Origin of the sequence: Rhodococcus sp. BP-332 (assembly GCF_019836065.1) — a bacterium.
Taxonomy (GTDB): Bacteria; Actinomycetota; Actinomycetes; order Mycobacteriales; family Mycobacteriaceae; genus Rhodococcoides.
In genome coordinates this window covers 147530-173101 of the sequence record NZ_JABUEC010000005.1, presented here as the reverse complement: position 1 = coordinate 173101, position 25572 = coordinate 147530, and the positions used below count along the sequence as shown (strand labels likewise).

The following is a 25572-nucleotide window of genomic DNA, read 5'->3' as shown; positions in this document are numbered from 1 at the left end:
CCTCGTCACACCGCCGTCATGGCGGAACCGATCCGGTCGAAGCGCTTCTCCCGGGCGATCCTGCGCATGTCCGGATCTTCTGCCAGCAGATCGGCCAGCTCCCGGTGCAGCACCGAACCCACGCGATCGCAGAACGGCTGGACCTCGTCGGCGGCGTCGGGATACTCCGGCACGATCAGATCCACGATGCCGGCGCCACGGAGGTCGAGCGACCGGACACCCTGGCGCACAGCCATGTCGGGGGCATGAGCGGTGTCGCGATGCACGATGGCGCTCGCACCTTCGGGTGGCAACGGAGAGAGCCACGCGTGCTGTGCCGCCAGGACGCGGTCCGCCGGAACCAGCGCGAGGGCGCCACCACCGGTGCCCTGGCCGAGCAGCACCGAGATGGTCGGCGTGTCCAGATCGACCATGTCCGCGATGGAGCGCGCGATCTCCGCGCCGAGCCCACCTTCCTCGGCCTCCTTCGACAGCGCGGCGCCCGCGGTGTCGATCACGGTCACCAACGGCAGTCGTAGTTCCGCAGCCAGGCGCATTCCCCGCCTCGCCTCACGCAGTGCTGCCGGACCCAGCGGGGTCAACGGCGTCTGGCCCCGGCGATCCTGCCCCAGCAGCACACAGGGCATGTCGCCGAAACGCACCAGCGCGAGAATCAGTCCGGGGTCCGTCTCACCCTGCCCGGTCCCGTTGAGCGGCAGCACGTCCGAGGCCGCGTTGTAGAGCAGCTCGCGGACACCCGGGCGGTCGGCCCGCCGGGACGCCACGATGGAGTCCCAGGCCGGGACGTCGTCGATCGACCACTCCGGCGCCGGCGCCGGCCGCGGGCGTGTCCCCGCCGGAAGCGTCATGATGCGCAGAGCGCGATCCACCACCTCGCCGAGTTGATCCGGTCGCTTCACCGCGTCCACGAGTCCGTGCGCCTGCAGGTTCTCCGATGTCTGCACCCCCGTCGGGAACGGCGTGTCGTAGAGGGCCTCGTACACCCGCGGGCCGAGGAACCCCACCAGCGCACCGGGTTCGGCGATGGTGACGTGACCGAGCGATCCCCAGGACGCGAACACTCCGCCGGTGGTGGGGTGCCGGAGGTAGACGATGTACGGAAGATGTGCCGCTTTGTGGGCGGTGACCGCAGCCGTGATCTTGACCATCTGCAGGAACGCCACCGTGCCCTCCTGCATTCGCGTGCCGCCCGACGTCGGGAGCGCCAACAGCGGAAGCCTCTCGGCGGTCGCCCGGCGTACTGCCGTCGTCAGACGTTCCCCGGCCGCGACCCCGATGGAACCGCCGAGGAAACGGAATTCGCACAACAGGATCGCCACCCGCCGACCGGAGATGGTGGCGACACCGGTGATCACCGACTCGTCGAGTCCGGTCTTCTCCCGCGCCGCCGCGAGTTCCGCGGTGTACGCCTCGTCGACCGGATGATCGTGCGGGGTGGAGTCCCACGACTCGAAACTTCCCGCGTCGACCACGATGTCGAGCAGAGCGAGGGCACCGACGCCGGCCATCAGACGCTCTCCGCCAACCATGCGCGGACCAGATCCTCGTCGGCGCCCAGAACGGGCGGAGCGAGGTGCCGGGTCTCGGTGGTCTCCGCTCCGTCGGCGTCGAAGAAGCGCAACGGCGGTCCGGGGAGCGTCACCTTCCCGAGCGTCTCGTGCTCGACGTCGACGAGAAGACCCTGCGACCGGGTCTGCTCCCATTCGTAGACTTCCTGGACGTTGCGCACCTTGCCGGCCGGGACGCCGATCTCGTCGAGAAGAGCGAGCAGCGGCTCGGTCTCGTACGTGCGGAAGATCTTCGACACCAGCTCGACGACGTCGTCCCGGCTACCGACGCGCTGCGGGTTGGTGGCCATGCCCTCGAGGTCCGGATCGATGCCGAAGCCGTCGCAGAAGCGATGCCACAGACCCTCGCTGCCCACCGAGATCTGCACCGCGCCGTCGGAGGTCGGGAACAGCCCGTACGGGCAGATGGAGGGGTGGTGATTGCCCTGTGCCTGTCCGATCTCCCCCGCGACGGTCCACTTCGTGCCCTGGAAGGCGTGCACTCCCACGACGCTCGCGAGAAGCGAGGTGCGCACCACCTTTCCGCGCCCCGTGCGATCTCGTTCCCGAAGTGCGGCGAGCACTCCGAAAGCTCCGTACATGCCCGCCAGGAGGTCGGCGATGGGAACGCCCACGCGTTGGACGTCGTCCGGCCCGGAGCCCGTGAAGGACATGAGGCCGGCCTCCCCCTGTGCGATCTGGTCGTAGCCGGAGCGGCCGCCCTCCGGACCGTCGTGGCCGAAACCGCTGATGGACAACACGACCAGGCCGGGATTGAGCTCGGCCAGTCGCTCGGTCGTGAATCCCAACCGGTCGAGAACACCGGTGCGGAAGTTCTCGAGCAGGACGTCGGCCTTGGCGATCATCGCCTCGAGGGCGTCGCGACCGTCGTCCGTCTTGAGGTCGAGGGCGATCGACCGCTTGTTCCGATTGGCGGAGAGGAAGTAGGTCGATTCGCGGTCGGCGTGACCGTCACCCGGCTCCGGTGTGACGAAGGGCGGGCCCCACACGCGGGTGTCGTCACCACCCTTGGGCGATTCGATCTTGATGACGTCCGCACCGAGATCGCCGAGCATCATCGCGGCGTGCGGTCCTGCGAGGGCGCGGGTGAGATCGACGACGACGGTGCCGTCGAGGGGGCCGGTCCTGCCCGTGGTGTTGAGAGGCATGGCGTTTCTCGATCCTGTCGGAGAGCGTGGCTTTGGTTCGGTGACCTAGTGGCCTAGCCAATTAAGGAGACCACGACGCCCACGAGATGTCAACGGAGCGTCGGCGGAGCGGTTACATCCAGCCGGGGACGACGAGCACGGCCCAGGCCACCAGTGGTCCGATGGCCACGACCAGCGCGCTGTACTTCAGAATCTGCCGGTAGAAGACGTCGCGATCGACGCCCTGCGCGTTGGCGAGCACCAACGCGCCGTTCGTCGAGAACGGGCTGACGTCGACGATGGTGGACGAGATGGCGAGCGCGACGATCACGCCGACGGCACCCACCTCACCTGCCAGCAAGAACGGCACTGCCAGCGGAATGGTGACGCCCAGGATCGCGGTGGAGGATGCGAAGGCGGACACGATCGCACCGATGTAGCAGAGCAGGACGGCGACGAGCAGCGGGATGCCGATGCCGGCGACGGCGTTACCGACGTACTCGACCGTGCCCGCTTCCTGCAGCACCCCGACGAAGGTCAGAATTCCTCCGATCAGAAGGACGGTGGACCAACTGATCTGGTTGATCGCACCCTTCTGCGCCTTCGGCGACGCCAGTGCCAGCACCACCGCGACCGTCATGGACACGAAGCCCACGTCGAGATCGAGGATCAGCGACAGGACTGCCAGCGACACGAGTCCCACGAGGGTGAGAATCTGATCGGGCGTGATCGCCTTGACCGCCGTGGCCAGCGGAGGCGCGTTCTCCACGGTGACAGTCTGGGACGGACGCTTGGTCGTCGTCGCACCGAAACCGCGCATCACGGTCGTCCGCGTGGTGCCGCCGCCCACGGAACCCGGATCGCCGTCCGGCCTGAGACCGTCGTCGTCGTGGACGCTGCGCCCGATGAGCGACCGTCCGCCCAGGAACGTGAAGAGCAGTGCTCCGATGGCCGCGTTGAACAGCAGACTTCCGAGGAACAGAGTCAGCGGACTGTTGGTGAGCCCGGCGTCGGCCGCGATGCGGTTGACGGTGACGCCGTAGATGCTGATCGGCGAGAACCCGCCCGCCTGGGCACCGTGGATGACCATCATGCCCATGAGCAGCGCATTGATCTTGTAGCGCGCCGCGAAGCCGAGGGCGATGGGTGCCACGATCGCCACGGCGGCGGGGCCCAGTGCCCCGATCGCCGTGAGAACGCCGGTGATACCGAACATCACCCACGGAATGAGCGCGACCCTCCCCCCGACGAGTCGTACGGCGCCACGGACCAGGAGGTCGACGGTGCCGTTGTTCTGGGCGATCGCGAAGAGATACGTGATGCCGACGAGGGTGAGGAAGAGACTGCTCGGGAATCCCCCGATGATCTGGTCCGTGTCCATGCCGACGGCGAGCGTGCCGACGAGGAACGCTGCGACGAAGCCCAGGGCGCCCATGTTCACCGGCAGCACCGTGGCTGCGAGGAACATGACGACCAGCGCGAGAATGGGTATCAACTCGGTCGACATCGATGGTCTCCGGTCCGTGTGAGTGTCTCGCGGGCGTCTGCCCGAGAGCGTTAGTGGCGAAGTGGACTAGCCACTGAGACACCGATGACTCTGGCAGTGAACTGAGTCACTGTCAACCCTCACTGTGGGCGGAGTAACGACGCCGTGGTGGCGCTACTCTGTGGGTGAGTGGAGCAGAGCACGAGTGACGCAGAGAACGGGTGACCCAGTGGCCGACCAGATCCGTCCGGTGAACCGCCCGCGGTTGTACGAGGTGATCGTCGAGCAGTTGTGCGACCACATCGCGGCGCGCGACATGCAGGTCGGCGAACGATTGCCGGCCGAGCGCGAACTCGCCGGCCAGCTCGGCGTCAGTCGCGCGTCCCTCAGCCAGGCCCTGGTGGCTCTCGAGGTGCAGGGCATCCTGTCCGTGCGGCACGGCGACGGAGCAGTACTGGTTCGTAGACCGGTGGGCGACATGGCCATTCGGGCGCTCCGCGAGCACGCCGATCGCCTTCCCGAGGTCATCGAGGCGCGTGAGGCACTCGAGGTCAAACTGGCCGAACTGGCCGCGGCCCGGCGCAGTGACGACGAGATGCGCGCCATCGACCACGCCCTGGACGTCATGGAGGCGGAGATCTCCGGCGGTGAGCGAGGAGTGTCGGGGGACGAACTGTTCCACCGGGCCGTGACGGCCGCGGCGCATTCCCCGCTCCTCGCCCGGTTGATGGGCGAGATCGCCGAACTGATTCGCGAGACCCGCATCGAGTCGCTGTCGCAATCGGATCGCCCACGATCGTCTCTCGAAGGTCATCGGCGTATCGCCGAGGCCATCCGGCGCGAGGACACCGTGGAAGCCGGACGTGCGATGGCCGATCACATCCGCCTGGTCTCCGACGTGGAACTACTTCGGGCCGAACGCTAGCGAGCGCGGTCTCGCGCGAGAGAGGCCGCGACGCAAGGGCTGGAGTCGCCGCCGCGCCGTTTCCGAACGACCGACACGGGTAGCCGACCAGGATGCCCGTCGTCAGAGTCGCGTCCGATCCCGGCTTCGCCGCCACCGTCGCCGATTCCGTGGTCGTGGGCCTCGACGGATCGGCCACGCGCGACGGGGACGTGCTCGGCGTCGAGAGGATCACGATCCCGCTGCCACCGGTGCAGAGCGGCAGCCCCGATCTCGACACGTGGGCGTCCCTGCTCGGCCATACCGGGGGCAGCGAGGACATCCTCACCGTGTGCGTGTCCGAGATACCGCGGCGCGTGCGGTCCCGCCCCGTACTCGCCGAGATCGTCGGGCCGTCGATGGTGGTCGTCTACGTTCCGTCGTTCGGGACCCACCGAGTCGCGCCGCGGGCGCGCGCCGTCACGCTGGCCGCGCTGGAAGCGCTACGCGACGCCACCGGTGTCGACAGGCCCGATCCCGCCACGGGTCTCGCGCACTGGTCCACCGTCTCCGGCCACGACGCCCTGGTGGCGCCCGCCCTGGCGGGACGAGCGCGAGTGGTCGCGGGCATGATCCGCACCAACCGCCCGTGGCGGTTGATGCCGACGTTGTCCGGCGCACTCGCCGCGGCGACCGCGACGTCCGCGTTCGGCCTCTTCTACTCGAGCATCTGGCAGATGGCGGCCTCGATGTCGATCGTGCGTCTGTCAGCGGTGTCCGCCACCGCCCTCGTGGCCGTGACGACATGGCTCATCGTGCCGAACGGACTGTGGGAGAGGCGCGCTCGACGCGAGCGTGGGTTCGATCGCACGATGTACAACCTCGCCACCCTCGGTACGGTCGTGTCCGGGGTGGCCGTCATGTACGCGGTCCTGTTCGCGGTGGTCGGCGCGGCGGCCGCGGTGGTGATCTCTCCGTCGTTCCTGTCCGAACAGATCGGGCGTGCGGCGAACCTCTCCGATTACGTTCGCCTGGCCTGGCTCTCGGCATCACTCGGCACCGTGGCGGGCGCCGTCGGCAGCACCGTGGCCGACCGGGAGCAGATTCTCCGTGCGACGTTCGGACACCGCGAGGTCCTTCGTCGACGCGCAGCTGCCGGCCGACTGGACGACACGCAGGACCACGTCGACTCGTGACCGGTCCCGAATTCCGATGAAAACATCAGGAGTGGCACCGACGCCTGTTACGTTGCCGCAGAGCCGGGGGGACGGCTTCCGCACACGGGGGGAACGACGATGGCGACACGACGACAGGCTCTGCAGACTCTGATCGGCGGAGGCGTGCTCGGCACGGGGCTGCTCGCGGCCACGGGACCGACGGCCTCGGCCGCTCCCACAGGCGCGTATCGAGTGGACCTACACGCGCACATGATCCCGCCGATGTATCGGGAGGCCGTGCTGCGCGCCGGGCTTCTGGTTCCGGGCGGCCTACCGCTGCCCGCGTGGTCGCCGGAGTCCGCTCTCGCGTTCATGGACGAGTTCGGCATCGCGGCCCAGGTGCTCTCGATCTCCGACCCCGGAGTACGGTTCGTGCGCGGCCTCGAGGCGGTGCGCCTCGCGCGCTCCTGCAACGACTACGCGGCCGACCAGGTTCGACTGCATCCCACTCGTTTCGGCTCCCTGGTCACCGTGCCACTTCCGGACGTGCCGGCGTCCCTCGCCGAGATCGCGTACGGCCTGGACGTGCTGGGAATGGACGGGGTGGCACTGCTGTCGTCGTACGACGGCATCTACCTCGGTGACCCACGCTTCGAGCCGATCATGGCGTTGCTCGACGCGCGGTCCGCCCTCGTCTTCGTGCACCCCGGCGAGCTCCCCGCGGGTTCGGCTCCCCCACTGCCGCTTCCGAGCTTCCTCCTCGAGTTCCCGTTCGAGACCACACGGACCGCGGTCGAGATGATCGCGGCCGGCACCCTCGACCGGTATCCGAACATCCGCTTCGTCCTCGCTCACGCGGGTGGTTGCCTGCCGTACCTCGCCACGCGGCTGAATGCGCCCCGCGCCGTCGCACCGGATCAGATCCCGTCCGTGTCGCTGCTCGGCCTCGAGGGTGCACTGCGACGCTTCCATTACGACACCGCACTGTCCGCCTCGGCGTCGTCGCTGCGATCGGTGCTCGAAGTGACCGACATCGACCACATCGTCTTCGGAACCGACTGGCCCTTCAGCGGACTCACCTACTCCGCCTCGGACACGGACGACCCGGCCCCCGGCCTGTCCGACGTGTTCGACGGCGACGGCCGGGCACGGGTGGAACGCGCCAATCCCCTCGCGCTGCTCCCTCGGCTGGCGGCGGAGCTGCGGTAGCCGGTCGAGGTTCTGCCACCATGGGGGTATGGCCACGAGCACCACTGCCCCACTCACCGGATATCTCAGCGACAACGCCGCGGGCACCGCCCCGGAGATCCTCGCGGCCATGGCGGAGGCATCGACCGGGCTCGCAGCCCCGTACGGCAACGATCCGACGTCCGCTCGTCTCACGACGCTGATGGCCGACGTCTTCGAGCGTCCCGTCGACGTGTTCGTCGTCGGAACCGGTTCGGCGGCCAACGGACTGGCGCTGGCCGCGTGTACACCGCCGTGGGGCAGCATCCTCACTCATCCCGACGGCCACATCACCAACGACGAGGCCGGCGCTCCGGAGTTCTTCACCGACGGCGCCAAGATCGTCCTCGTGGACGGCCCCCGTTCGACGATGGATCCCACCGCACTGCGCGCCGCGGTCGTGCGACGACGCGGCGACGTCCACAGTGTCCAGCCGTCGGTGGTGAGCCTCACGCAGGTCACCGAGACGGGCAGCGTCCACACCCTCGACGAGGTGCGTGAGGTGTCGACCATCGGGCACGATGCCGGACTCCGCGTGCACATGGACGGCGCCCGGTTCGCCAACGCGCTCGTGGCCCTCGAGTGCACGCCGGCCGAGATGACCTGGCGAGCAGGCGTGGACATCCTGTCCTTCGGCGCGACGAAGAACGGCACGATGACCGCCGAGGCCATCGTGTCGTTCGATCCCTCGTTGTCCACCGAACTGGCGTTCCGACACAAGCGCGGTGGCCAGCTGACGTCCAAGATGCGGTTCCAGAGCGCGCAACTGGTCGCGTACCTGGAGAACGACCTCTGGATGCGTCATGCGCGGAACGCCAACGCGATGGCCGCGCGGCTCCGAGACGGGCTCCGACAGATCGGGGGCATCGAGGTCGTGGGCGACGCGTCGGCGAACATGTCCTACTTCCGCTTCCCCGCTGCTCTGACACAGGCACTGCACGACCGCGGATTCACGTTCTACGACGACCGGTGGGAGCCGGGGGTCGTGCGTCTCGTGACGTCGTTCGCGCACACTGCGCGCGACGTGGACGCGTTCGTCGATGCCGTGCGGGCGCTCGCCATTATTGACTGATCAGTCTAGAATGGGTGCATGCCGAGACCGCGCGAGTTCGACACGGACACTGTGCTCGCGGCCGCCGTCGACACGTTCGTCCGTCACGGTTACACCGGCGCGTCCGTCGATCAGATCCTCGACGCCGTCGGCATCCGACGGGCGAGCCTCTACAACGCGTTCGGAAGCAAGCGCGGACTGTTCCTCACCGCACTGCGCTCGACGCACTCCACGATGCCTCTGCTTCTCGTCGCTCTCATGGATCTGGCCCCCTCCGATCCCTCGGTGAGGCAGGAGATTCACGAGAAGTTGGTTGCCGAGAACATCGACGCACAAGCACTGGGCGACGCGGTACTCACGCGCGCCTGCATCGAGAGAAAGGGCACAGCATGAACACCGTGACCATCGTCGACGGCCGACTGGTCGTCGAACCACGCGGCCTCGACAAGCTCTGGAGCTTCACGCGCCGACTCGACATTCCGCTGTCCGAGGTGAAGGGCGCCACCGTCGACACCGGTGTACGGCGTGAGCCCAGGGGCATCAGGGCTCCGGGCCTCTCGATACCGGGAAAGTACGCCGGCACCTTCCATCGTGACGGCGAGAAAGTGTTCTGGAACGTCGGGGACCCGGTGCGCAACATTGTGATCGAGCTCGACGGCACCGGACGGTTCGATCGACTCGTCCTGACGGTGGACGATCCGACCCGAACGGAGAACGCGGTCAACGCCGCACTCGCGACCTAGTTGTAGTTCTCACAGGTCCGCCCATGCCTCCGGATTGACGGCGTGGGGCGGCATCGTGCCGGCGGCCATCGCGACGGCGTTCTCCGCGCACAGACGCGCCATCTCGCTCCGCACCGACACCGTCGCGCTCCCGACGTGCGGCAGCAGCACGGTGTTGGCCAGCTCCGACAGGCCGGGTGCCGTGGCCGGTTCGTCCTCGTAGACGTCGAGCCCCGCACCGGCGATCACGCCGTCCCGCAACGCCTCCACCAGAGCGGACTCGTCGACCACCGGCCCGCGCGCGGTGTTCACCAGAATCGCGGAGGTCTTCATCGCGCCGAGAACCCGAGCATCGACGAGGTGGTACGTCGCCTCGGTCAGCGGAACGTGCAGGGACAGGAAGTCGCTCGTCGCCACCAACTCGTCCCACGAGACGTGCTCGACGCGACCGCCGAACTCGTCGAGCTCCGCATCGTCGACGGGCCTGTCGGACGGGGGCCGTGGGCAGAACCGCACCGTCATACCGAATCCGAGAGCGCGCCGCGCCGTCGCGCGAGCGATGCGCCCGAATCCGGCCAGTCCCAGCACCCGTCCGGACACGTCCGTGCCGAGCATCAGGTCCGGTGCCCATCCGGTGAACTCACCGGCGCGCACCGTCCGGTCCGCCTCGAGCGCCCGACGCGCGGTGGCCAGCATCAGCAGGAGAGCGATGTCCGCCGTGGAGTCCGTCAGGACGCCCGGAGTGTTCCCGACGACGATGCCTCGGACGGTGGCGGCGCCGACGTCGATGTTGTCGACACCCACCGCGTAGTTGGAGATCCCACGCAGCCGCGCACCGGCGAGCAGTGCGCTGTCGAACCGGTCCCGGAGCTGGGCCACCACCACGTCGTAGTCGCCGGAGGCGCATCGCTCCGCCAGCGCGACGTGATCGAGCGCGATCACGTCGACGTCGGCGGCGCGGCGCAGAATCTCCATACCTGGTTCGGGAATCGGCAGGGTGACCAGAATCCGTGTCATGCGTCGTGCTCGCTCTCGGTGCGTCCCAACAGTTCCCGCAGTACTTCGGCGGTGTGCTCGCCGAGGTCCGGTCCGAGCGATCGGATGGGAACGGACGCGTCGCCGATGACGGGCACCACACCGACGAAACCCACGTCCACCGGAGTCTCACCACCGACGTCCACGGGGAACGTCTGAATCATGTTGCGCGCTCGGTACTGTGGATCCCGCACGATGTCGGCGGCCGTGTAGATGGGCCCCGACGGCACACCGGCCCGATCGAGCACCGCCAACGCCTCGTCGCGGGAGTGCAGCATGGTCCAGGCGGAGATGGCCGCGTCCAGTTCGTCACGACGTCGCCAGCGGCCGGCGTTGGCGGACAGCTCGGGATCCGCGCCGAGATCCGGCCGACCGATCGTCTCCATGTAGCGCTGGAAGATGGCGTCGCCGTTGCCGGCGATGATGATCGAGTGACCGTCGTTGCACGGGTACGCATTCGAGGGCGCGATGCCTTCCATCCGCCCACCGGTGCGTTCGCGTTCCACTCCGTAGGCGAGGTAGTCGGGTACCAGCGATTCCATCATCGACAGAATCGACTCGTTGAGCGCGACGTCGATCGAGCGTTGCTCGAGCGAGAGCTCGCTCGACGCGGTCTGGCGTCGGAACAGAGCCATGACACAACCGAAGGCGGCGTAGAGGCCGGCGATGGAGTCACCGATCGACACTCCGACGCGAACCGGTGGTCGGTCGGGGTCGCCGACGAGGTTGCGAAATCCCCCGTAGGCCTCCGCGACGGCGGCGAAGCCCGGACGCTCGGCCATCGGACCGGTCTGCCCGAAAGCGGAGATGCGGGTGATGATGAGATCGGGGTTCCTCTCGCTCAACCGCTCCGGCGAGAGTCCCCATTTCTCGAGAGTGCCGGGCCGAAAGTTCTCGAGCACGATGTCGCACTGCGCGGCGAGATCCAGCACGTCCTGCCGCCCCTGCTCGGTGCGCAGATCGAGCACGATCGACTTCTTGTTGCGGTTGATCGTCCGGTACAACATCGACGTGGTACCGGAATAGAGACGCCAGTTCCGGATCTCGTCGCCGGTGCCGGGTCGCTCGACCTTGATCACCTCCGCGCCGAAGTCCGCGAGCATGCGTCCCGCGGTCGGCGCGGCGATGTAGTTGCCGAGCTCCAGCACTCGAATGCCGGTCAGCGGTAGCGACATGGGGTCCTCTCCGTCAGTCCCGGTCGTCCGGGCGCACGTCCTGCTCGGGATACCGGTCCATCAGCATCCTGTGGACCGCCGGGTTCGCACCCTCGAGCACCCGGCCCGCGAGTCGCCCGAGCTCGAGTGCGTCCTCACGACCGAGGCGGTCGACGACCAGTTCTCGCACCTGCGCGACGTGACCGGGAGCCGCGCGACGAACGATCTCCATGCCCTCGTCGGTCAACGTCACCGCGGTCTGCCCACCGGGGCCTCCGCGTGGCCCCCGTTCGACCCACCCCCGCGACTCCATACGCGTGAGTGCGTGGGAGACCCGAGAAAGTGATCCTGCGGCGAAGGCAGCGATCTCACTCGTCGGCGAACTCCGACCAGGCGACTCGGACAGACCGGCCAGAAGCATGTATTCGAAGTGGTTGACCCCCGCGTCGTTCTTCAATTGCGAGTTCAGTACTGCGGGGAGCGCCTCGAGGAGGCCTGCGACCGCGAGCCACGCGCGTACCTCGTCGGGTCGCAGCCACTCGACGTCGTCGTTCACGCACCCAGCCTAGGTGTCGTGAACCTTCGCTACCCTCACTTGAAGGTTCAACTCGACGACACTACAGTGTGTTGACACTTCACTACATCGGCAGAACGGCACCAATGCAGATCGGGATCGGCAACTTCGTGTCGGCCGTCGTCGAGTACGACACCGGCCACCGCGTCACCGCTCGCGAGCGGGTGGCGCATCTCTTGGACGGACCATGCTGCGGGGCATCGAGTTGCTCGGCACCGAGGTCGCGCCGCTGGTGAAGGCACGCGTGAGCGATCGCCTCCGAGCATCACGACCGGAGCGCCCCCGCCAGCATGGGCACCACGGTGTCGAGTGCGTACTGCAGCGAGAGCGCCGAGTTGGTGGAGTAGGACTTCGCCACCGCCGGGTCGTCGAACACGATCGCATGCCCCTGCGCCACGGCCGGGATGCTGCGGAACAGCGGGTTCTGCTCGATGTCCTGCGCAGTCTTGCCGATCGGAAACATGACGACGAGATCCGCGTCGAGCAGACCCAGCTGCTCGTCCGCGATCGGTACGGAGAACCGCACCGGGGTCATCGATGCGATGGTCGGGTTCTGCCGGAACCCGAGCCGCATCAGGAACTGCACCCGCTCGCTGTCCTCTATGTAGGCGCCGTAGCCGGTTCCGCTGAGGGCGCCCACCGTCACGGTCTTCTCTGCGAACTCCGGATGGTCCGCAGCGGCCGTGCGGAAGCCGTCGTCCAGCCCTGCGATCAGCTCGGCGCCCTTCTCGGGCACACCGAGCGCCGCGGCCACCATGGTGACCTGATCCTCGTAGGACGTCGTGTAGTTCTCCGCACCCTCCGGGATGCCGACGGTCGGGGCGATGGCCGCCAGGCGGTCGTGCCGGCCGACGTCGCCCGAGCTCTTGGTGTCGAGGATCAGATCCGGCTCGAGTGCCGCCACGGCTTCGTAGGACGGTTCCAGGGTTCCGATGATCTCGGGTGGTGTGTCGTAGAGACCCTCCGCCCACGGACCGACGCCCTCTCCGCCGAAGTCGAGCCAGTCGCTGGCACCGACCGGCTGGAACCCGAGGGCCAATGCCGTCTCCGCGTCCCCCCACCCCAGCGCCACGACGCGCGTCGGCGCCGATTCGAGGTCGACGGCGCCGAACGCGGTGTCGACCGTCGCGGGATAGACGCCGCCGGCCGCTGTCTGCGCCGCGTCGCGGCCGTCCTCGGTGGCGGCCGACGAGCACGACACGGTGAGGGCCACCGTCGCGACGAGTACAGGGATCAGTCGCCTCACGGGCGCACACACGGTGAGAAACATTGCGTTAGCCTAACCTCACCTGAGGCCCACGGGCGCACTGCGATCCAGCTCACAATCAGCATCACCGCAGGTGAGACCCGTTCTCGACTGGTCGCCGAAAAATATCTCGGCAGATCGGTAATGAAATTCGGGATGGGCGCGATTCAGTAGACATGAGCATTGCAACCGACTTCGCCACCGCAGACGTCACGCGCAACCACGGTGCCGACACCGCCCACGACATCGACTCCATGCACGACGAGATCGAGCGTCTCGACGCCCAGATCCTGGCCGCAGTGGCACGACGCACCGAGCTCACTCGCACCGTCGGCATGATGGAGCCCCGCTCGGCCGCATCGTCCGCACGCGAGATGTCGGTGCTCCAGCACTTCGGTGATCTCGGCCGCGAGGGCCGCACCCTCGGCATGCTCCTCCTGCGCGTGGGCCGCGGACAGATCGCTCGCTAGTCCCGCCCGCGGTAGAACTACCGCATGGTGTGGTTCGTTCTGGCGGCGGCCGTGGTGGCCGAAGTGTCCGCCACCCTGTCGCTCAAAGGTTCCGAGACCCGTCCCGTCCTCTATGTCGTGGTGATCTTCGGTTATCTGCTGGCCTTCGTCGGACTCGCGTCCGTACTGCGCCGCGGTATGGCCCTCGGTGTCGCCTACGGTATCTGGGGAGCAGGCGGTGTCGCTCTCACCGCCCTTCTCGCCTCGGCGCTCTTCGGTGAACCGCTGACCATCGTGATGGGTCTCGGAATCGGACTGATCATCGTCGGTGTACTCCTCGTCGAGACCGGGTCCCACCCCGCAGAGCGGGAACCGTGATGCAGTACCTCTTCCTCCTCGGCGCCATCCTCCTCGAGGTGTCGGCCACGCTGTCGCTCCGCGTGGCGGCCACCGGACGCCCCGCGTTCTACGGTGTCGTCGCTCTCGGCTATCTCCTCGCGTTCGTCGCCCTGCTCGGTGCGCTCCGTTCCGGTCTGGCCCTGGGAGTGGCCTACGGCATCTGGGCCGCGTCCGGAGTTGCCCTCACCGCCGTGGCCTCCCGGTACCTCTTCCGAGAACCCCTGACCCGCCGCATGCTCGGCGGGATCGCATGCATCGTCGTCGGCGTCCTGCTCATCGAACTCGGTGCCGCGGCCGCTCGATGAACCTGCCGAGCAGTCAGTGCCCGGTGACGTCGAGTGCGGCCCGGACGATCGAGTCGGTGTCGATCTGATGGTGGCGGTACACCTCGTCGAGTGCGCCGACCTGACCGAACTCACTCACCCCGAGAGACGTGGACGGCACCCGATTCACCGTCGCCAGGAACGCGAGCGTGTGGGGATGACCGTCGAGGACCGTCACCATCGGCGTCGCCCGCTCTGCCGGCAGCAGATGATCGAGAATCCACGACTCCGCCTCGAGATGCCCCTGCCGTGCCTGCACCGCCCGATACAGCTCCCCCGGACTCGTGACGCACAGGACGTCGGCAGCGAGCCCGATCTGTTCGAGCCGCTCCGCCGCGGCGAGGGCCTCGGTGACCGTTGCGCCCATCGCCGCGATGGTCACCACCGCACCGTCCCGCCGCACCAGCGGGTATCCCCCGGCGACCACCTGCCGCCGTCGGCGCTCCCGCGCCGCCGGATCCGCCGGAACGTTCGCCAGCGACTGATCGACCGGTCTGGTCGACAGGCGCAGATACGCCGACGTGCCGCCCGGGCGCCCCAACCGTCCGATCGCCGCCAGCAGCGTCCACTCGACGTCGATCGCGAACGCCGGTTCCCAGCTCACGCACCCGGGCTGCTCCAGACCGATCGACGGGGTCTTGATCGACTGGTGCGCACCACCTTCCGCCGCCAGGGTCACTCCCGAGGGGGTGCCGACGAGGATGGACTGTCCGCCTGCGTAGATGCCGTACGACCACGGCTCGAGCGCGCGCTCGACGAACGGGTCGTACATGACTCCGATCGGGAACAGCGGCTCTCCCCACCGACTCCACGTCGCACCGAGCTCACCCATCAGTCCGACGAGGTTGGTCTCGGCGATGCCCAGTTCCATGTGTTGCCCCGTGGGGCTCTCGCGCCAGTGCATGATCGTCTCGGCGTCGTCACCGAACCAGTCGTGGCGTTCCGAGGAGGACCAGACGCCGACTTTGTTCACCCAGCCGCCGAGGTTGGTGGTGGAGCTGACGTCGGGACTGACGGTGACGACCCGCCGCGCGGCGTCCGGAGCCGCTCTGGTGAGGTCGAGCAGGACGCGACCGAGCGCGGCCTGTGTCGTCGCCGTTCCCTTGGGCGTGCGCCCGATGTCGGTGGGCACCGAGGGAGGCTCGGCCGTGTGTATCGGTTCCCGGCGCAGCCGGTCCGCGGTGTCCGCGCACACCCGCCCTGCCGGACTGTCGTCCGAGAATCGTGCCCAGGGCGCGTCGGGGTCGGTGCCCAGCGCGCCCGCGAGTTCGGCGTACTCCTCGACCGTCAGCAACGACGAGTGATTCTGCGGATGACCCTGCGTCGGCAACCCGAAGCCCTTGACGGTGTACGCGATGATCACGGTGGGACGGGTGTCGTCGATACGGGCGAACGCGGCGCGCAGTGCGGCGAGGTCGTGTCCGCCCAGGTTGCGGACGGCCTCCGTCAGAGCGGCATCGTCCAGATCGGCGACGAGGGCACGAATCCGTTCGGCACCGGGCCCGGCGCCGGGCAGTCGGGTGCGCAGTTCGTCCGCCGTGCAGCGCAGGAGGCGTTGGTACTCCGGGTTGGGCATGTCGACGATGCGTTCGCGCAGGGCCTCGCCGCCGGGGCGGGCGAACAATGCGTCGAGAAGGGTGCCGAACGAGACCGTGACGACCTGCCAGCCGGCGGCGTCGAACATCTTCTCCAGCCGCCGCGCAGCGAAGTTCGGCACCACTCGATCCAGCGATTGGCGGTTCAGGTCGACGATCCACACGATCTCGCCGAGGTCGGCGATTCCCGGGTCGATCACCGCTTCCCACACCGCGCCCTCGTCCAGTTCGGCGTCGCCGACGAGCGAGTACTGCCGCCCCCGGAATCCGGTCGCTGTCCGGGCGTCGTCGTGCGCGTCACCGAAGGCGGCGTCGACGTAGCGGCGCGACATCGCGCCCCAGATCGGTGCGGTCGCTCCGATTCCCACGGACCCGGTGGAGTAGTCGACGGTGTCGGGGTCCTTGGCGCGCGAGGGGTAGGACTGCAGCCCGCCGTAGGACCGCAGCGTCGTCAGGTACTTCTCGTCCAACTCACCGAGGAGGTAGTTGATCGCGTGCAGCACCGGAGACGCGTGCGGCTTGACCGACACCCGGTCCCCGGGCTGCAACTGTTCGAACCACAGGGAGGTCATGATCGACACCATCGACGCGCACGAGGCTTGGTGGCCTCCGACTTTGAGTCCGCTGGGGTTGGGCCGAATTCGATTGGCGTGGTGGATCATCGAGGTCGACAGCCACAACACACGCTGTGCGATCTCCTCCAGGGTCTCCACCGTCTGTGGCGCTCGATCATCGACATGCTCGTTGCTGGTCATGGCGCTTCCCCCTCAGGACGTCATCTCCGGCTCGATGCTTCGCGGAGATCCCCAGGTGACCACGGTCTTGCCGACTGCGCAAGATCCGGCTCCGCGACCGAGCATTCTGCGCACAGCACCGCATGTCGTCGTGGGTGTTCCGAGCGTGTCGACCACTCGGGTGACCGGCGACACCCGGTGAGTGGGCGCCCGTGTTCGAGGACACCGGCCGGATGTGGTGTGCGGAGCCGACGGACGGGTACACGATGAACGGCGAGACACACCCTCAGCTGCGGTCCACGAACCGGTTACACGAACGCAGCGAAGGACGCCCCATGGCATCGAACTCGGCCCGCGAGCCCCATCCACCAGACGAACGCGTCATGGGCGCCCTGCGGTCCGGACGCACTGCGGAGACATGGCTGGCCGCGTGCGTGCAGTGGTGCCGGGCGGACGGAGCCGCCGTGGTGGCGGAATCGGCGGCCGATGCCGACGTCCGGCTCGTCACGTACGCGACGGACGACCTGGCGGAGCGGCTGGCCGACCTCCAGTACCTGCTCGGCTGCGGACCGCACACCGAGTCGATGGCGGGAGCGGGACACAGCCGACTCGATGTCGAGGACCCTGACCACGGCGTCCGCTGGACCACTCTCGTCGACGAATTGGCGACCCTCGGAGTCGTCGAGGTCGCGACGTTCCCCATCGGTGCACCCGCCACCCCCCTGGGAACGCTCCAGATGTACTGGCGTGGTCGACGCCGCAGCAGCACGCACTCCGACGCCGCCATTTCAGCGCTCGTGGAACGCCGCCCGGAGTTGCTTGCGCCGCGAGTTCCCCTGTGCGACGACCTGGACGGAGACACTGTCCTCACGGCCGTCGACGGCGGGCCCGACCACGGCTTCGACCTGTCGACCGTGCACCTGGCGATCGGCGTGGTGGTCGCTCGGCACCACCTCGGCGTCCAGGCAGCGTCGGCACTGCTGCGAGCACAGGCCTACAGCGCTGGGACCACGGTCACCGAGCAGGCTCGACGGGTGCTGGACGACCAACGAGGCTGACGACCGTCGTCGCCGACACCCACTAGGCTCCCCTTCATGCTGTCGAGCGACGTCCCCACCGCAGTCGGACTCACCACAGTGGAAGCGGAGACCCTCGCATCGCAGGGTCGGTCCAACGACGTGCCGGCCCGCTCCTCAAGATCGGTCGCAGACATCCTGCGCGGCAACATCTTCACGCGCATCAACGCGATTCTGGCGGTACTTCTCGTCATCGTGCTGTCGACCGGATCGATCATCGACGCGATGTTCGGTCTGCTCATCGTCGCCAACAGCGGGATCGGCATCATCCAGGAACTGCGCGCGAAGCGCACCCTCGACGCGCTCGCCATCGTGGGCCAGAGTCGGCCCCTCGTGCGACGAGACGGCCGTGCACGGGACCTCGCTCCCCACGAGGTGGTGCTCGGCGACGTCGTGGAACTCGGTCCGGGCGATCAGATCATCGTCGACGGCGACGTGATCGAGGCGGACTCGCTCGACGTCGACGAATCACTGCTGACGGGTGAGTCCGACTCGATGACCAAGACCCCGAGCGACTCCGTGTTCTCCGGGTCGTTCGTCGTCGCCGGCCGCGGAGCCTACCGCGTCACCAAGGTGGGGAGGGAAGCGTACGCGGCCCAGTTGGCCGAGGAGGCAGGCAAGTTCACGCTCATCGACTCCGAACTCCGGTCCGGTATCGACCGCATCCTCCGCCACATCACCCGGGTGATGGTCCCGGCCGGCATCGTCATCGTCGTCAACCAGCTCGTCGTCACGGGCCAGCCGCTCGGCCCCGCGCTCAACGGCATGGTGGCGGCGCTGGTCCCGATGGTGCCGGAAGGACTGGTCCTGCTCACCTCACTGGCCTTCGCCGTCGGCGTGGTCCGCCTCGGACGTCGACAGTGCCTCGTGCAGGAGCTTCCGGCGGTCGAGGGGCTGGCCCGTATCGACGTGGTGTGCGCCGACAAGACCGGAACGCTGACCGAGAACGCGATGGTCATGTCGGACCTCCTCGTGCTGTCGGCCGAGTCCGACGAGGACGTCCGGCGCGACCTGTCCGCCGTCGTCGCCGACGACGATCGACCGAACGCCAGCATGATCGCCGTCGCCGACGCGCTTCCGACCGCGCCTGCCCGGACGGCGTCCGCGCGGGCTCCGTTCTCGTCGGAGAAGAAGTGGAGCGGAGTCTCCTTCCCCGACGCGGGCAACTTCCTGATCGGTGCTCCGGACGTGCTGCTGGATCCGGCATCGGAGGCCTCCGCACGCGCCACCGAGCTGGGCGCGGCCGGAAAGAGGGTGCTGCTCTTCGCCACCAGCGACCTCCCGATGGATCACGCCGACGCGCCGGGTGTCGTGACGCCCCGAGCCCTCGTCGTGCTCGAGCAGAAGATCCGGGCGGACGCCGGCGACACACTGAACTACTTCGCGGATCAGTCCGTCCAGGTCAAGATCATCTCCGGCGACAACGCGGTGTCCGTGGGCGCGGTGGCCGGGTCGCTCGATGCGCTGCCGTCGGGCGATGCGGTCGACGCTCGCAGTCTCCCGTCGAACACGGACGATCTCGCGGACACCATGGAGCGTCATGCCGTGTTCGGACGGGTACGCCCGGAACAGAAGCGGGACATGGTCACCGCCTTGCAGAGCCGTGGTCACACGGTGGCCATGACGGGTGACGGCGTCAACGACGTTCTCGCACTGAAGAAGGCCGACATCGGTGTCGCCATGGGCGCGGGAAGTCCCGCGGCGCGGTCCGTGGCGCAGATCGTGTTGCTGGACAACGCCTTCTCGACGCTGCCCCACGTGGTGGCCGAGGGTCGACGAGTCATCGGCAACATCGAACGGGTCTCCACGCTGTTCCTCACCAAGACGGTCTACTCGGTGGTGCTCGCGGTCCTCGTCGGGCTGTCCGGCCTGCTGTCCCTGGTCGTGAACGTCGACCCGCTGCCCTACCCGTTTCTTCCCCGCCACGTCACCATCGCGGCGTGGTTCACCATCGGCATTCCCGCGTTCCTGCTGTCGCTGGCGCCGAACAACGAACGGGCCCGCTCCGGCTTCGTCCCTCGGGTACTGCGCAAGGCGGTGCCTGCAGGACTGGTGGTGGGAATCGCCACGTTCGCGACCTGCCTCGCCACCTACGACGGACCCGATGCCTCGCGGGCGGACCGGATCCAGTCGAGCACCTCGGCGCTCATCACGCTGATCGTCGTCGCGATGTGGGTCCTCGGGACGGTGGCCCGGCCCATGCAGTGGTGGAAGGTGACTCTGCTGACCGTGTCCGTGGCGGCCTACGCGGTCATCTTCACCGTGCCGCCGCTCGCCCGCTTCTTCGAGCTCGATGCGGGCAACGTGTCCTACACCGTGCTCGCCTTCGTCTCCGCGGCAGTGGGTATCGCGGTCCTGGAGGCGGTACGCCCCGCCATGCGGCGCCGCGCGCACCGCACGGCGTAGCGCGCACAGCACCGCGTGCTGCGCATGATTGGCGACGACGGGAATCGGGCATTTCACAGGTGTGCACTTCACGCCGGCCCGGGTCGAGCGCATCGTCGCAGTGGTGCCCGCCCACAACGAGGACGCGTCGCTGTCTGCGTGCCTCGATGCCCTGCGCACCGCTCGCACGCTGTCGCCGGTCCCCGTCCGACTGGTGGTGGTGCTGGACGCCTGCAGTGACCGCACCGCGGAGGTGGTGGGTGGGGGCGTCCGGTGCGTCACGACGGACGTCGCGAACGTGGGAGCTGCACGGGCCCTGGGGTTCCGGTCCGAGACGTCGAGCGCCGGATCGTCCACCTGGTACGTCAACACCGACGCCGATTCGCTGGTCGACCCCGACCACTTCCGATCGATCGTGGCGTGCGCTGCGCAGGCACACGTCGTCCCCGGACCGGTGCGCGTCGACGAGGGCCTGCGTGATCCCGTCGTGCTCCGGCGATTCCGGCGCGACTACGCGGACCGTGAACGACGCGGTCTCCTGCAGGTCCACGGAGCCAACCTCGCGGTGCGCGCCGACGCCTACCGTGCGGTCGGCGGATTCCGTGCGCTCGCCGTCCACGAGGACGTCGATCTGGTCGCGCGACTCGGACGCCGGGGGTACCGCATACGCCGCACCGGCGCTCCGTGCGTGACCACGTCGGCCCGCACCAGTACGCGCACCACAGGTGGTTTCGCCACGTTCCTCGACGAGATGGCGACTCCCGTCACCGCCTGATCAGTGTGCGCCGGTACCCCGCGTGAAGACGTCGACGAGAACGTCGTCGTCGCGGTACTCCGCCCGGAGGAGCAGGTGCGGAGACGCGCGGAACGCGGTGTGCACCTCGGCCGCAGTGCTCGGGTACTCCGGAACGTCGTGGCGCCAGTGTGCGACGCACACGGTTCCGCCGGGCTCTGCCGCGTCGACCGCCTTCGACACCAGAGCGTCGAGCTCCGTCGGATGGACGTAATAACACATCTCGCTCAGTACGACGAGATCGAACTGCTCGTCCGGCCACCCGTCGTGCAGCGACTCTCGGCGGAACTCCACGTTCGGAATCCCACGCTCCCGCGCGCGACGCAACGGTGCCTCCGCGATGTCCGTGGAGAGCAGGCGATCGGCTCGGCCCGCGATGAGTTCGGACAGAACTCCGACGGAACACCCCGGCTCGAAGGCCGACCGGTACCGCTCGTTCGGAAGCATTGCCATCGTGAGGGCGTACTTGCGTCGCTCGTACCACCGGCTCTCGAACCCCCACGGGTCCGGATCGGCCTCGTACATGCGCTCGAAATAACTCGCCGGGACACCTCCGGCCTGCCCGCCCGATTCCGACCGGCCTCCGGCCTGCCCGCCCGTTTCCGACCGGCCTCCGGCCTGCCCGCCCGATTCCGACCGGCCTCCGGCTTGCCCGCCCGATCCCGACCGGCCTCCGGCCTGCCCGCTCACACGAACACCGTCTCGTGAGAACGCAGGAGCCGCTCCAGAACCCACGGCGGGAGGATCTCGTCCTCGTTCCCGTCCCGAGTCGTCTGGCTGACGAATCTGCTCACCGCTACCTCCTTGCGCGCGATCGCGTCCGCGTCGAGCGTGATCGTGCGGGCCGACTCCCAGTCCACGGCCTCGTCCCCCGGTTCTGCCCAGTGCCACATCCACACCGGGTACTCGACGAGCGTGCATCCGTTCCGGCTCGCCGCCGCGGCCGACGCGCGCCCGACCGCTTCGTGATCGGGGTGGCCGTCGCCGCGCAGCGTCGTCGCGCACCACACCGTCGTACCGCGCCCCACGGTGTCGAGCACGTCGACGAGAGCGTCGACGAGGGCGCGCTCGTGCTCGGCCACCTGTCCGTCGGGCAAGCTCAGCCGACGGATGTCGACGATACCGAGATCCACGAGCGCCGAGGCACTCTCGGCTCTGCGCACCGCTTCCAGGTCGGCGCGCGACCGCGCGGGCGTGGGGGTGTGAGACGCGCCCCCGTCGGTGACGGCGACCACCGTCACCGGAACACCGGATGCGGCCAGCATCGATGCCCAGCCGCCCAGACCGAGGACCTCGTCGTCAGGGTGCGGAGCGACGAGGACCAGATGCGCCAGCCCGTCGTGGACAAGGTCGGGGTACGTCGGACCGTTCTCGCGCCACACGGACTCCGGCGTTCCACGCTGTGCCACCGGGCGTTCCGCGAACCTGTCCACACTCACGATGCGGAACCCGACGCCGCGACCGCCCGGCCCAGGTTCTCCAGATCGACCTCGGCGTGGCTCTGGCGAAGATACGTCGTCAGGTCTGCCACCCGGCGGGAGTGCTCCGCGTCCAGACCGAGGGGTGCCGCACCCAGCGCGCGGCCGACCCGGTCGAGAACTTCGGTGCAGGCCCGCTCCACGATGGCGCGAACCCGCATGGCGCGGACTCTCGCCTCGTCCAGAGCCAATGGGTCTCGGTCCACCTCGTCGGCAGCGACGTCGAAGGTGTTGACACAGGCCGTCAGTGCCGCGTCCACTGCTCCGAGGTGCGCGAGCGCATGCGGTCCGGCCCGGTCCGCAGCGGCCCGGCGGTAGAGCGGGTCGGCGACGGCGAGTGCCACCCCGAACCAGCAGGCGGCCACCCCGATCGCACCGTGCCAGAATCCGGCACGCGCGGTGTAGTCACCCGGTTGCCCCACCGCGACCGCGGGCGTTCCCGCGAGAGACACTGCGCCGGAATCGCTCTCGCGCATACCCGTCGCGTGCCACGTGTTCGGTTCGGGGATCACGGTGCCGCTGTCCAGCGCCACGGCGAACAAGGCGGAGTCCTCCCCCGCCCGTGCCGTCACCAGCGCGTGCGAGCAACTGTGGGCGCCCGAGCACCACATCTTCCGGCCGGTCAGCGACCAGGAACCGTGCTCGTCGGAGACCGCGTTGACGGGCGGCGGCGTCTCTGCGGCCCACACTCCCCACATCTGCTCGGACGAGGTCGCGGGACCACCCAGCTCCGCGCAGATGGCGACGGCGTCGAAGTGGGCTTCGAGCAACCGGCCGACCACCGCGTCGTCGCGGCACCACGCGGCCAGCAGATCCCAGCGTCGCCTGGTCGCACCGGACCCCGGTAGCGGGATCTCACCAGCGGATGCGATGCGGGACCGTACGGCCGCGGCGACACCGGGGTCGAGATCGTCCGTACTCACGTGAGTTTGCTCCTGTCGTCGTTCCGCGGGTACCCGATCGGCGTCAGGCCTACGCAGACCGGTCGATCGCTCGCTGTGCGGCTGCACAGCGCAGGCCGACCCGACGTGGAGTCACGCACCTGTCGCGGGGCTGCTCGCCGAGCGACGCTGAGGGGACCGCGAACGACGACCCGTGAAGGACAGCGCATGGCATCGATGGCAGGCAAGGTCGTACTCATCACCGGCGGTGCGTCCGGGATCGGTCTCGAGACCGGACGCCGACTAGCGTCGCAGGGCGCGCACGTGGTGCTCGTGGACCGATCCGATATACCCGCATCGGTGATCGGGAGCCTGGACACCAGCGCTCACGGCCGGCACCTGGCCGTGACCGCCGACGTCACGCACACCGCGTCGCTCGAATCAGCTGTTGCACAGATCCTCTCGGAGTACGGGTGCCTCGACGTGGTGGTGGCCAATGCGGGCATCGCCGAGGCCGGCACCGTCGCCATCAGCGACGTCGAGACACTGACCCGAATCGTCGACATCAATCTGAACGGCGTCATCCGCACCGTGCACGCCACGTTGCCCGCCGTGACCGCACAGCGCGGCTTCTATCTGTTGGTCTCGTCCGCGGCCGCCCTGAAGACCGTGCCGGGCCAGTCCGCCTACGCGGCCGCCAAGACGGGTGTCGAGGCATTCGGCGGCGGACTGCGCCTCGAGGTGGCACACAAGGGCGTCGGCGTCGGGGTCGCGCATCCCGCATTCGTCCGGACTCCGATGTTCGAGTCGCAGCACAGCATCGAGTCGGTGCGGGCGAGCATCGAGGAACTGCCCTGGCCGTTCGATGTCGTCACCGACGTCGAGGACTGCGCCGACGCGTTCGTCGACGCCATCGTCCGGCGCCGCCGGAAGGTGTACGTGCCGGGCGCTCTGCGCGGCGTCGACAAGATCCGCGGTGTGTTCACCGGCTCGTTGTGGGACGCGATTCTCCGTCCGAAGATGCGGAAGACGGTTCCGCTACTGGAGCGGGGGATCCTGGAGAGCCGAGCGCGCGCTGCGCTCACGCGTCAGTAGCCACCAGGCGAGGACGAGATCGGCTGTCCGGTCGATGTCGAGGCCCGTCAGATCACCGAAACGTGCCACCCTGTTGCGCACGGTGTTGCGATGCACGAAGAGGGCGGCGGCGGTGTCGTCGACGCGCCGATCATGGTCGAGGTACGCCGCGACGGTGTCCAGGATCTCGCGACCCGCCTCGCCGCGTTCGGCCACCGTGGTCAGATGCGCGGACGCGAGTCGATCCGCGGCCTCCTCCCCCAGCGCGAGGAGAGGAAGCGGTCCGAGTGCGGCCAGGTCGACCACCCCAGTCCTCGCGAAGCGGGTGGCGAGGTCGAGTGCGTGCCGCGCCTGCCCGTACGACGCGCGCGCGTCCGTGGCCGGTCGAGCATCGCCCAGACCGACCGCCACCGAGGCCGCGAGGCGGTCCGGAACCACGGGCAGCAGGGCGACGAGACAGCCGTCGATGACCGCGTCCACCACGCCGAGATCATCGGTGCCGCAACGTAGTCGCAGCATCGACCGGATGTCCGACACGATCGACGAGTCGTTCCAGGTCACACAGGCGACGCTGTAGTGGTGATCGAGCGCGATACCGTGCTCACGGGCGTCCCGCTCGACGGACGCGGGCACGTACGACCCGTCGAGGAGCTGCCGGATGAGATCCGCACGCCGGGTGGCACCCGTGACCGCTCGTTCCTGCATCACCGTGTTCACGGCGGCCGAGTACGACGTGGCCCACTCCCACATCATGTCCTGCATGTCGTCGATGACATCGGTCGACAACCGCTGCTCGACGGCGTTGCGCCGGATCATCTTGAACAGCTCGCGGGCACCGAGCTGGATGCTGTGTGCGACGAGTTCGAGGGGGATCCGCTGATCGGCCCACCGCCGGACCAGATCGGCGACGTCCCGCTCGTTCACGGCAGGTGCATCGCTGCGCACTCGCCACAGCACGATGTCCAGGACGGCGCGCGTGTTGCGCTGCACCTCCTCGTGCGCCACCGAGTCGTACACCGGAATGCTTCTGCGGTACAACGACGTCAGGTCCGACGCGACGGCATCGAGTTGCTGCTCGGCGTCGGTGACGAGGGAGGCGATGCGCGCGGCGATCTCCCGCTCCCGCGGAGTACCCGTCCGGTCGCTCATCGCGCC

The 25572-nt window shown here is 68.5% G+C and carries 25 protein-coding genes; 13 read left to right on the top strand and 12 right to left on the bottom strand.

Annotated features, from left to right (window positions below):
* Positions 1 to 5: 5 nt before the first annotated feature.
* The 3 genes from HQ314_RS19060 to HQ314_RS19050 all read right to left on the bottom strand — a co-directional run bounded on the left by HQ314_RS19060 (position 6) and on the right by HQ314_RS19050 (position 4202).
* Positions 6 to 1508: a carboxyl transferase domain-containing protein gene (locus HQ314_RS19060; RefSeq protein ID WP_222629238.1), complete on the bottom strand. Its 1503-nt coding sequence runs from the start codon at positions 1506 to 1508 to the stop codon at positions 6 to 8.
* Positions 1508 to 2716 carry a CaiB/BaiF CoA-transferase family protein gene (locus tag HQ314_RS19055; protein WP_222627958.1) on the bottom strand — a complete coding sequence of 403 codons (1209 nt, stop codon included), beginning with the start codon at positions 2714 to 2716 and terminating at the stop codon, positions 1508 to 1510. Before HQ314_RS19055 ends, HQ314_RS19060 begins: the two co-directional genes overlap by 1 nt.
* A gap of 112 nt (positions 2717 to 2828) precedes the next feature.
* A complete protein-coding gene (locus HQ314_RS19050; RefSeq protein WP_222627960.1) occupies positions 2829 to 4202 on the bottom strand; it encodes an SLC13 family permease in 1374 nt (457 codons plus the stop codon).
* Between the two features lie 208 nt (positions 4203 to 4410).
* Here HQ314_RS19050 and HQ314_RS19045 point away from each other — a divergent pair, with 208 nt between their 5' ends.
* The 6 genes from HQ314_RS19045 (at position 4411) to HQ314_RS19020 (ending at position 9242) form a co-directional block, all read left to right on the top strand.
* Positions 4411 to 5106: a FadR/GntR family transcriptional regulator gene (locus HQ314_RS19045; protein WP_222627962.1), complete on the top strand. Its 696-nt coding sequence runs from the start codon at positions 4411 to 4413 to the stop codon at positions 5104 to 5106.
* Between the two features lie 92 nt (positions 5107 to 5198).
* Entirely contained in the window at positions 5199 to 6260 is a 1062-nt protein-coding gene (locus tag HQ314_RS19040; protein ID WP_222650934.1) for a hypothetical protein, read from the top strand.
* 99 nt (positions 6261 to 6359) lie between these two features.
* The gene (locus tag HQ314_RS19035; protein WP_222639623.1) at positions 6360 to 7430 is read left to right on the top strand and encodes an amidohydrolase family protein; all 1071 of its coding nucleotides are present in this window, start codon (positions 6360 to 6362) and stop codon (positions 7428 to 7430) included.
* Between the two features lie 28 nt (positions 7431 to 7458).
* Positions 7459 to 8520 (top strand): low specificity L-threonine aldolase, encoded by a 1062-nt coding sequence (locus HQ314_RS19030; protein ID WP_222650933.1) that lies wholly within the window; start codon positions 7459 to 7461, stop codon positions 8518 to 8520.
* A gap of 18 nt (positions 8521 to 8538) precedes the next feature.
* Complete coding sequence (locus HQ314_RS19025; protein WP_222650932.1) at positions 8539 to 8892, top strand: TetR/AcrR family transcriptional regulator; 354 nt, start codon at positions 8539 to 8541, stop codon at positions 8890 to 8892.
* A complete protein-coding gene (locus HQ314_RS19020; RefSeq protein ID WP_056446591.1) occupies positions 8889 to 9242 on the top strand; it encodes a hypothetical protein in 354 nt (117 codons plus the stop codon). Before HQ314_RS19025 ends, HQ314_RS19020 begins: the two co-directional genes overlap by 4 nt.
* A gap of 9 nt (positions 9243 to 9251) precedes the next feature.
* Here the strand turns inward: HQ314_RS19020 and HQ314_RS19015 are convergent, their stop codons facing one another.
* The 4 genes from HQ314_RS19015 to HQ314_RS19000 form a co-directional block, all read right to left on the bottom strand.
* Positions 9252 to 10238 (bottom strand): D-glycerate dehydrogenase, encoded by a 987-nt coding sequence (locus tag HQ314_RS19015; RefSeq protein ID WP_222627972.1) that lies wholly within the window; start codon positions 10236 to 10238, stop codon positions 9252 to 9254.
* Positions 10235 to 11431 (bottom strand): CaiB/BaiF CoA-transferase family protein, encoded by a 1197-nt coding sequence (locus HQ314_RS19010; protein WP_222639630.1) that lies wholly within the window; start codon positions 11429 to 11431, stop codon positions 10235 to 10237. The genes HQ314_RS19015 and HQ314_RS19010 overlap by 4 nt, the downstream gene beginning before the upstream one ends.
* 13 nt (positions 11432 to 11444) lie before the next feature.
* On the bottom strand, positions 11445 to 11966 hold the full coding sequence (locus tag HQ314_RS19005; RefSeq protein ID WP_056446583.1) for a MarR family winged helix-turn-helix transcriptional regulator: 522 nt from the start codon (positions 11964 to 11966) through the stop codon (positions 11445 to 11447).
* A 283-nt stretch (positions 11967 to 12249) separates the two neighbouring features.
* Positions 12250 to 13254, bottom strand: coding sequence for an iron-siderophore ABC transporter substrate-binding protein (locus HQ314_RS19000; RefSeq protein ID WP_222650931.1), 1005 nt, complete (start codon positions 13252 to 13254; stop codon positions 12250 to 12252).
* 152 nt (positions 13255 to 13406) lie between these two features.
* On the opposite strand from HQ314_RS19000, the gene HQ314_RS18995 reads away from it, so the two are divergent.
* Genes HQ314_RS18995 through HQ314_RS18985 form a run of 3 tightly spaced genes read left to right on the top strand, consistent with a single transcriptional unit; the run spans position 13407 to position 14383 of the window.
* Positions 13407 to 13700, top strand: coding sequence for a chorismate mutase (locus HQ314_RS18995; RefSeq protein ID WP_222650930.1), 294 nt, complete (start codon positions 13407 to 13409; stop codon positions 13698 to 13700).
* 24 nt (positions 13701 to 13724) lie between these two features.
* Entirely contained in the window at positions 13725 to 14057 is a 333-nt protein-coding gene (locus HQ314_RS18990) for a multidrug efflux SMR transporter (protein WP_222650929.1), read from the top strand.
* Entirely contained in the window at positions 14057 to 14383 is a 327-nt protein-coding gene (locus HQ314_RS18985) for a multidrug efflux SMR transporter (RefSeq protein WP_222639653.1), read from the top strand. Before HQ314_RS18990 ends, HQ314_RS18985 begins: the two co-directional genes overlap by 1 nt.
* 13 nt (positions 14384 to 14396) lie before the next feature.
* On the opposite strand, the gene HQ314_RS18980 is transcribed toward HQ314_RS18985, so the two are convergent.
* A complete protein-coding gene (locus HQ314_RS18980) occupies positions 14397 to 16751 on the bottom strand; it encodes a pyruvate dehydrogenase (protein WP_222650928.1) in 2355 nt (784 codons plus the stop codon).
* Between the two features lie 314 nt (positions 16752 to 17065).
* Between HQ314_RS18980 and HQ314_RS18975 the strand changes: the two genes are divergently transcribed.
* From HQ314_RS18975 to HQ314_RS18965, 3 genes are all read left to right on the top strand, one after another.
* Positions 17066 to 17788 (top strand): ANTAR domain-containing protein, encoded by a 723-nt coding sequence (locus HQ314_RS18975; RefSeq protein ID WP_222650927.1) that lies wholly within the window; start codon positions 17066 to 17068, stop codon positions 17786 to 17788.
* 36 nt (positions 17789 to 17824) lie between these two features.
* Positions 17825 to 20212: an HAD-IC family P-type ATPase gene (locus HQ314_RS18970; protein ID WP_222650926.1), complete on the top strand. Its 2388-nt coding sequence runs from the start codon at positions 17825 to 17827 to the stop codon at positions 20210 to 20212.
* 61 nt (positions 20213 to 20273) lie between these two features.
* Positions 20274 to 20966 (top strand): glycosyltransferase family 2 protein, encoded by a 693-nt coding sequence (locus tag HQ314_RS18965; RefSeq protein ID WP_051612999.1) that lies wholly within the window; start codon positions 20274 to 20276, stop codon positions 20964 to 20966.
* Here the strand turns inward: HQ314_RS18965 and HQ314_RS18960 are convergent, their stop codons facing one another.
* The 3 genes from HQ314_RS18960 to HQ314_RS18950 form a co-directional block, all read right to left on the bottom strand.
* Complete coding sequence (locus tag HQ314_RS18960) at positions 20967 to 21509, bottom strand: trans-aconitate 2-methyltransferase (RefSeq protein WP_222640420.1); 543 nt, start codon at positions 21507 to 21509, stop codon at positions 20967 to 20969. It lies immediately after the preceding gene.
* 161 nt (positions 21510 to 21670) lie between these two features.
* Complete coding sequence (locus HQ314_RS18955; protein WP_308115494.1) at positions 21671 to 22423, bottom strand: PIG-L family deacetylase; 753 nt, start codon at positions 22421 to 22423, stop codon at positions 21671 to 21673.
* Complete coding sequence (locus tag HQ314_RS18950) at positions 22420 to 23385, bottom strand: acyl-CoA dehydrogenase (protein WP_373425242.1); 966 nt, start codon at positions 23383 to 23385, stop codon at positions 22420 to 22422. The genes HQ314_RS18955 and HQ314_RS18950 overlap by 4 nt, the downstream gene beginning before the upstream one ends.
* A gap of 186 nt (positions 23386 to 23571) precedes the next feature.
* Here HQ314_RS18950 and HQ314_RS18945 point away from each other — a divergent pair, with 186 nt between their 5' ends.
* Entirely contained in the window at positions 23572 to 24438 is an 867-nt protein-coding gene (locus HQ314_RS18945; protein WP_222650925.1) for a short-chain dehydrogenase/reductase, read from the top strand.
* On the opposite strand, the gene HQ314_RS18940 is transcribed toward HQ314_RS18945, so the two are convergent.
* Positions 24382 to 25566 (bottom strand): CdaR family transcriptional regulator, encoded by a 1185-nt coding sequence (locus tag HQ314_RS18940; protein ID WP_222650924.1) that lies wholly within the window; start codon positions 25564 to 25566, stop codon positions 24382 to 24384. The genes HQ314_RS18945 and HQ314_RS18940 overlap by 57 nt on opposite strands.
* Positions 25567 to 25572: the final 6 nt, after the last annotated feature.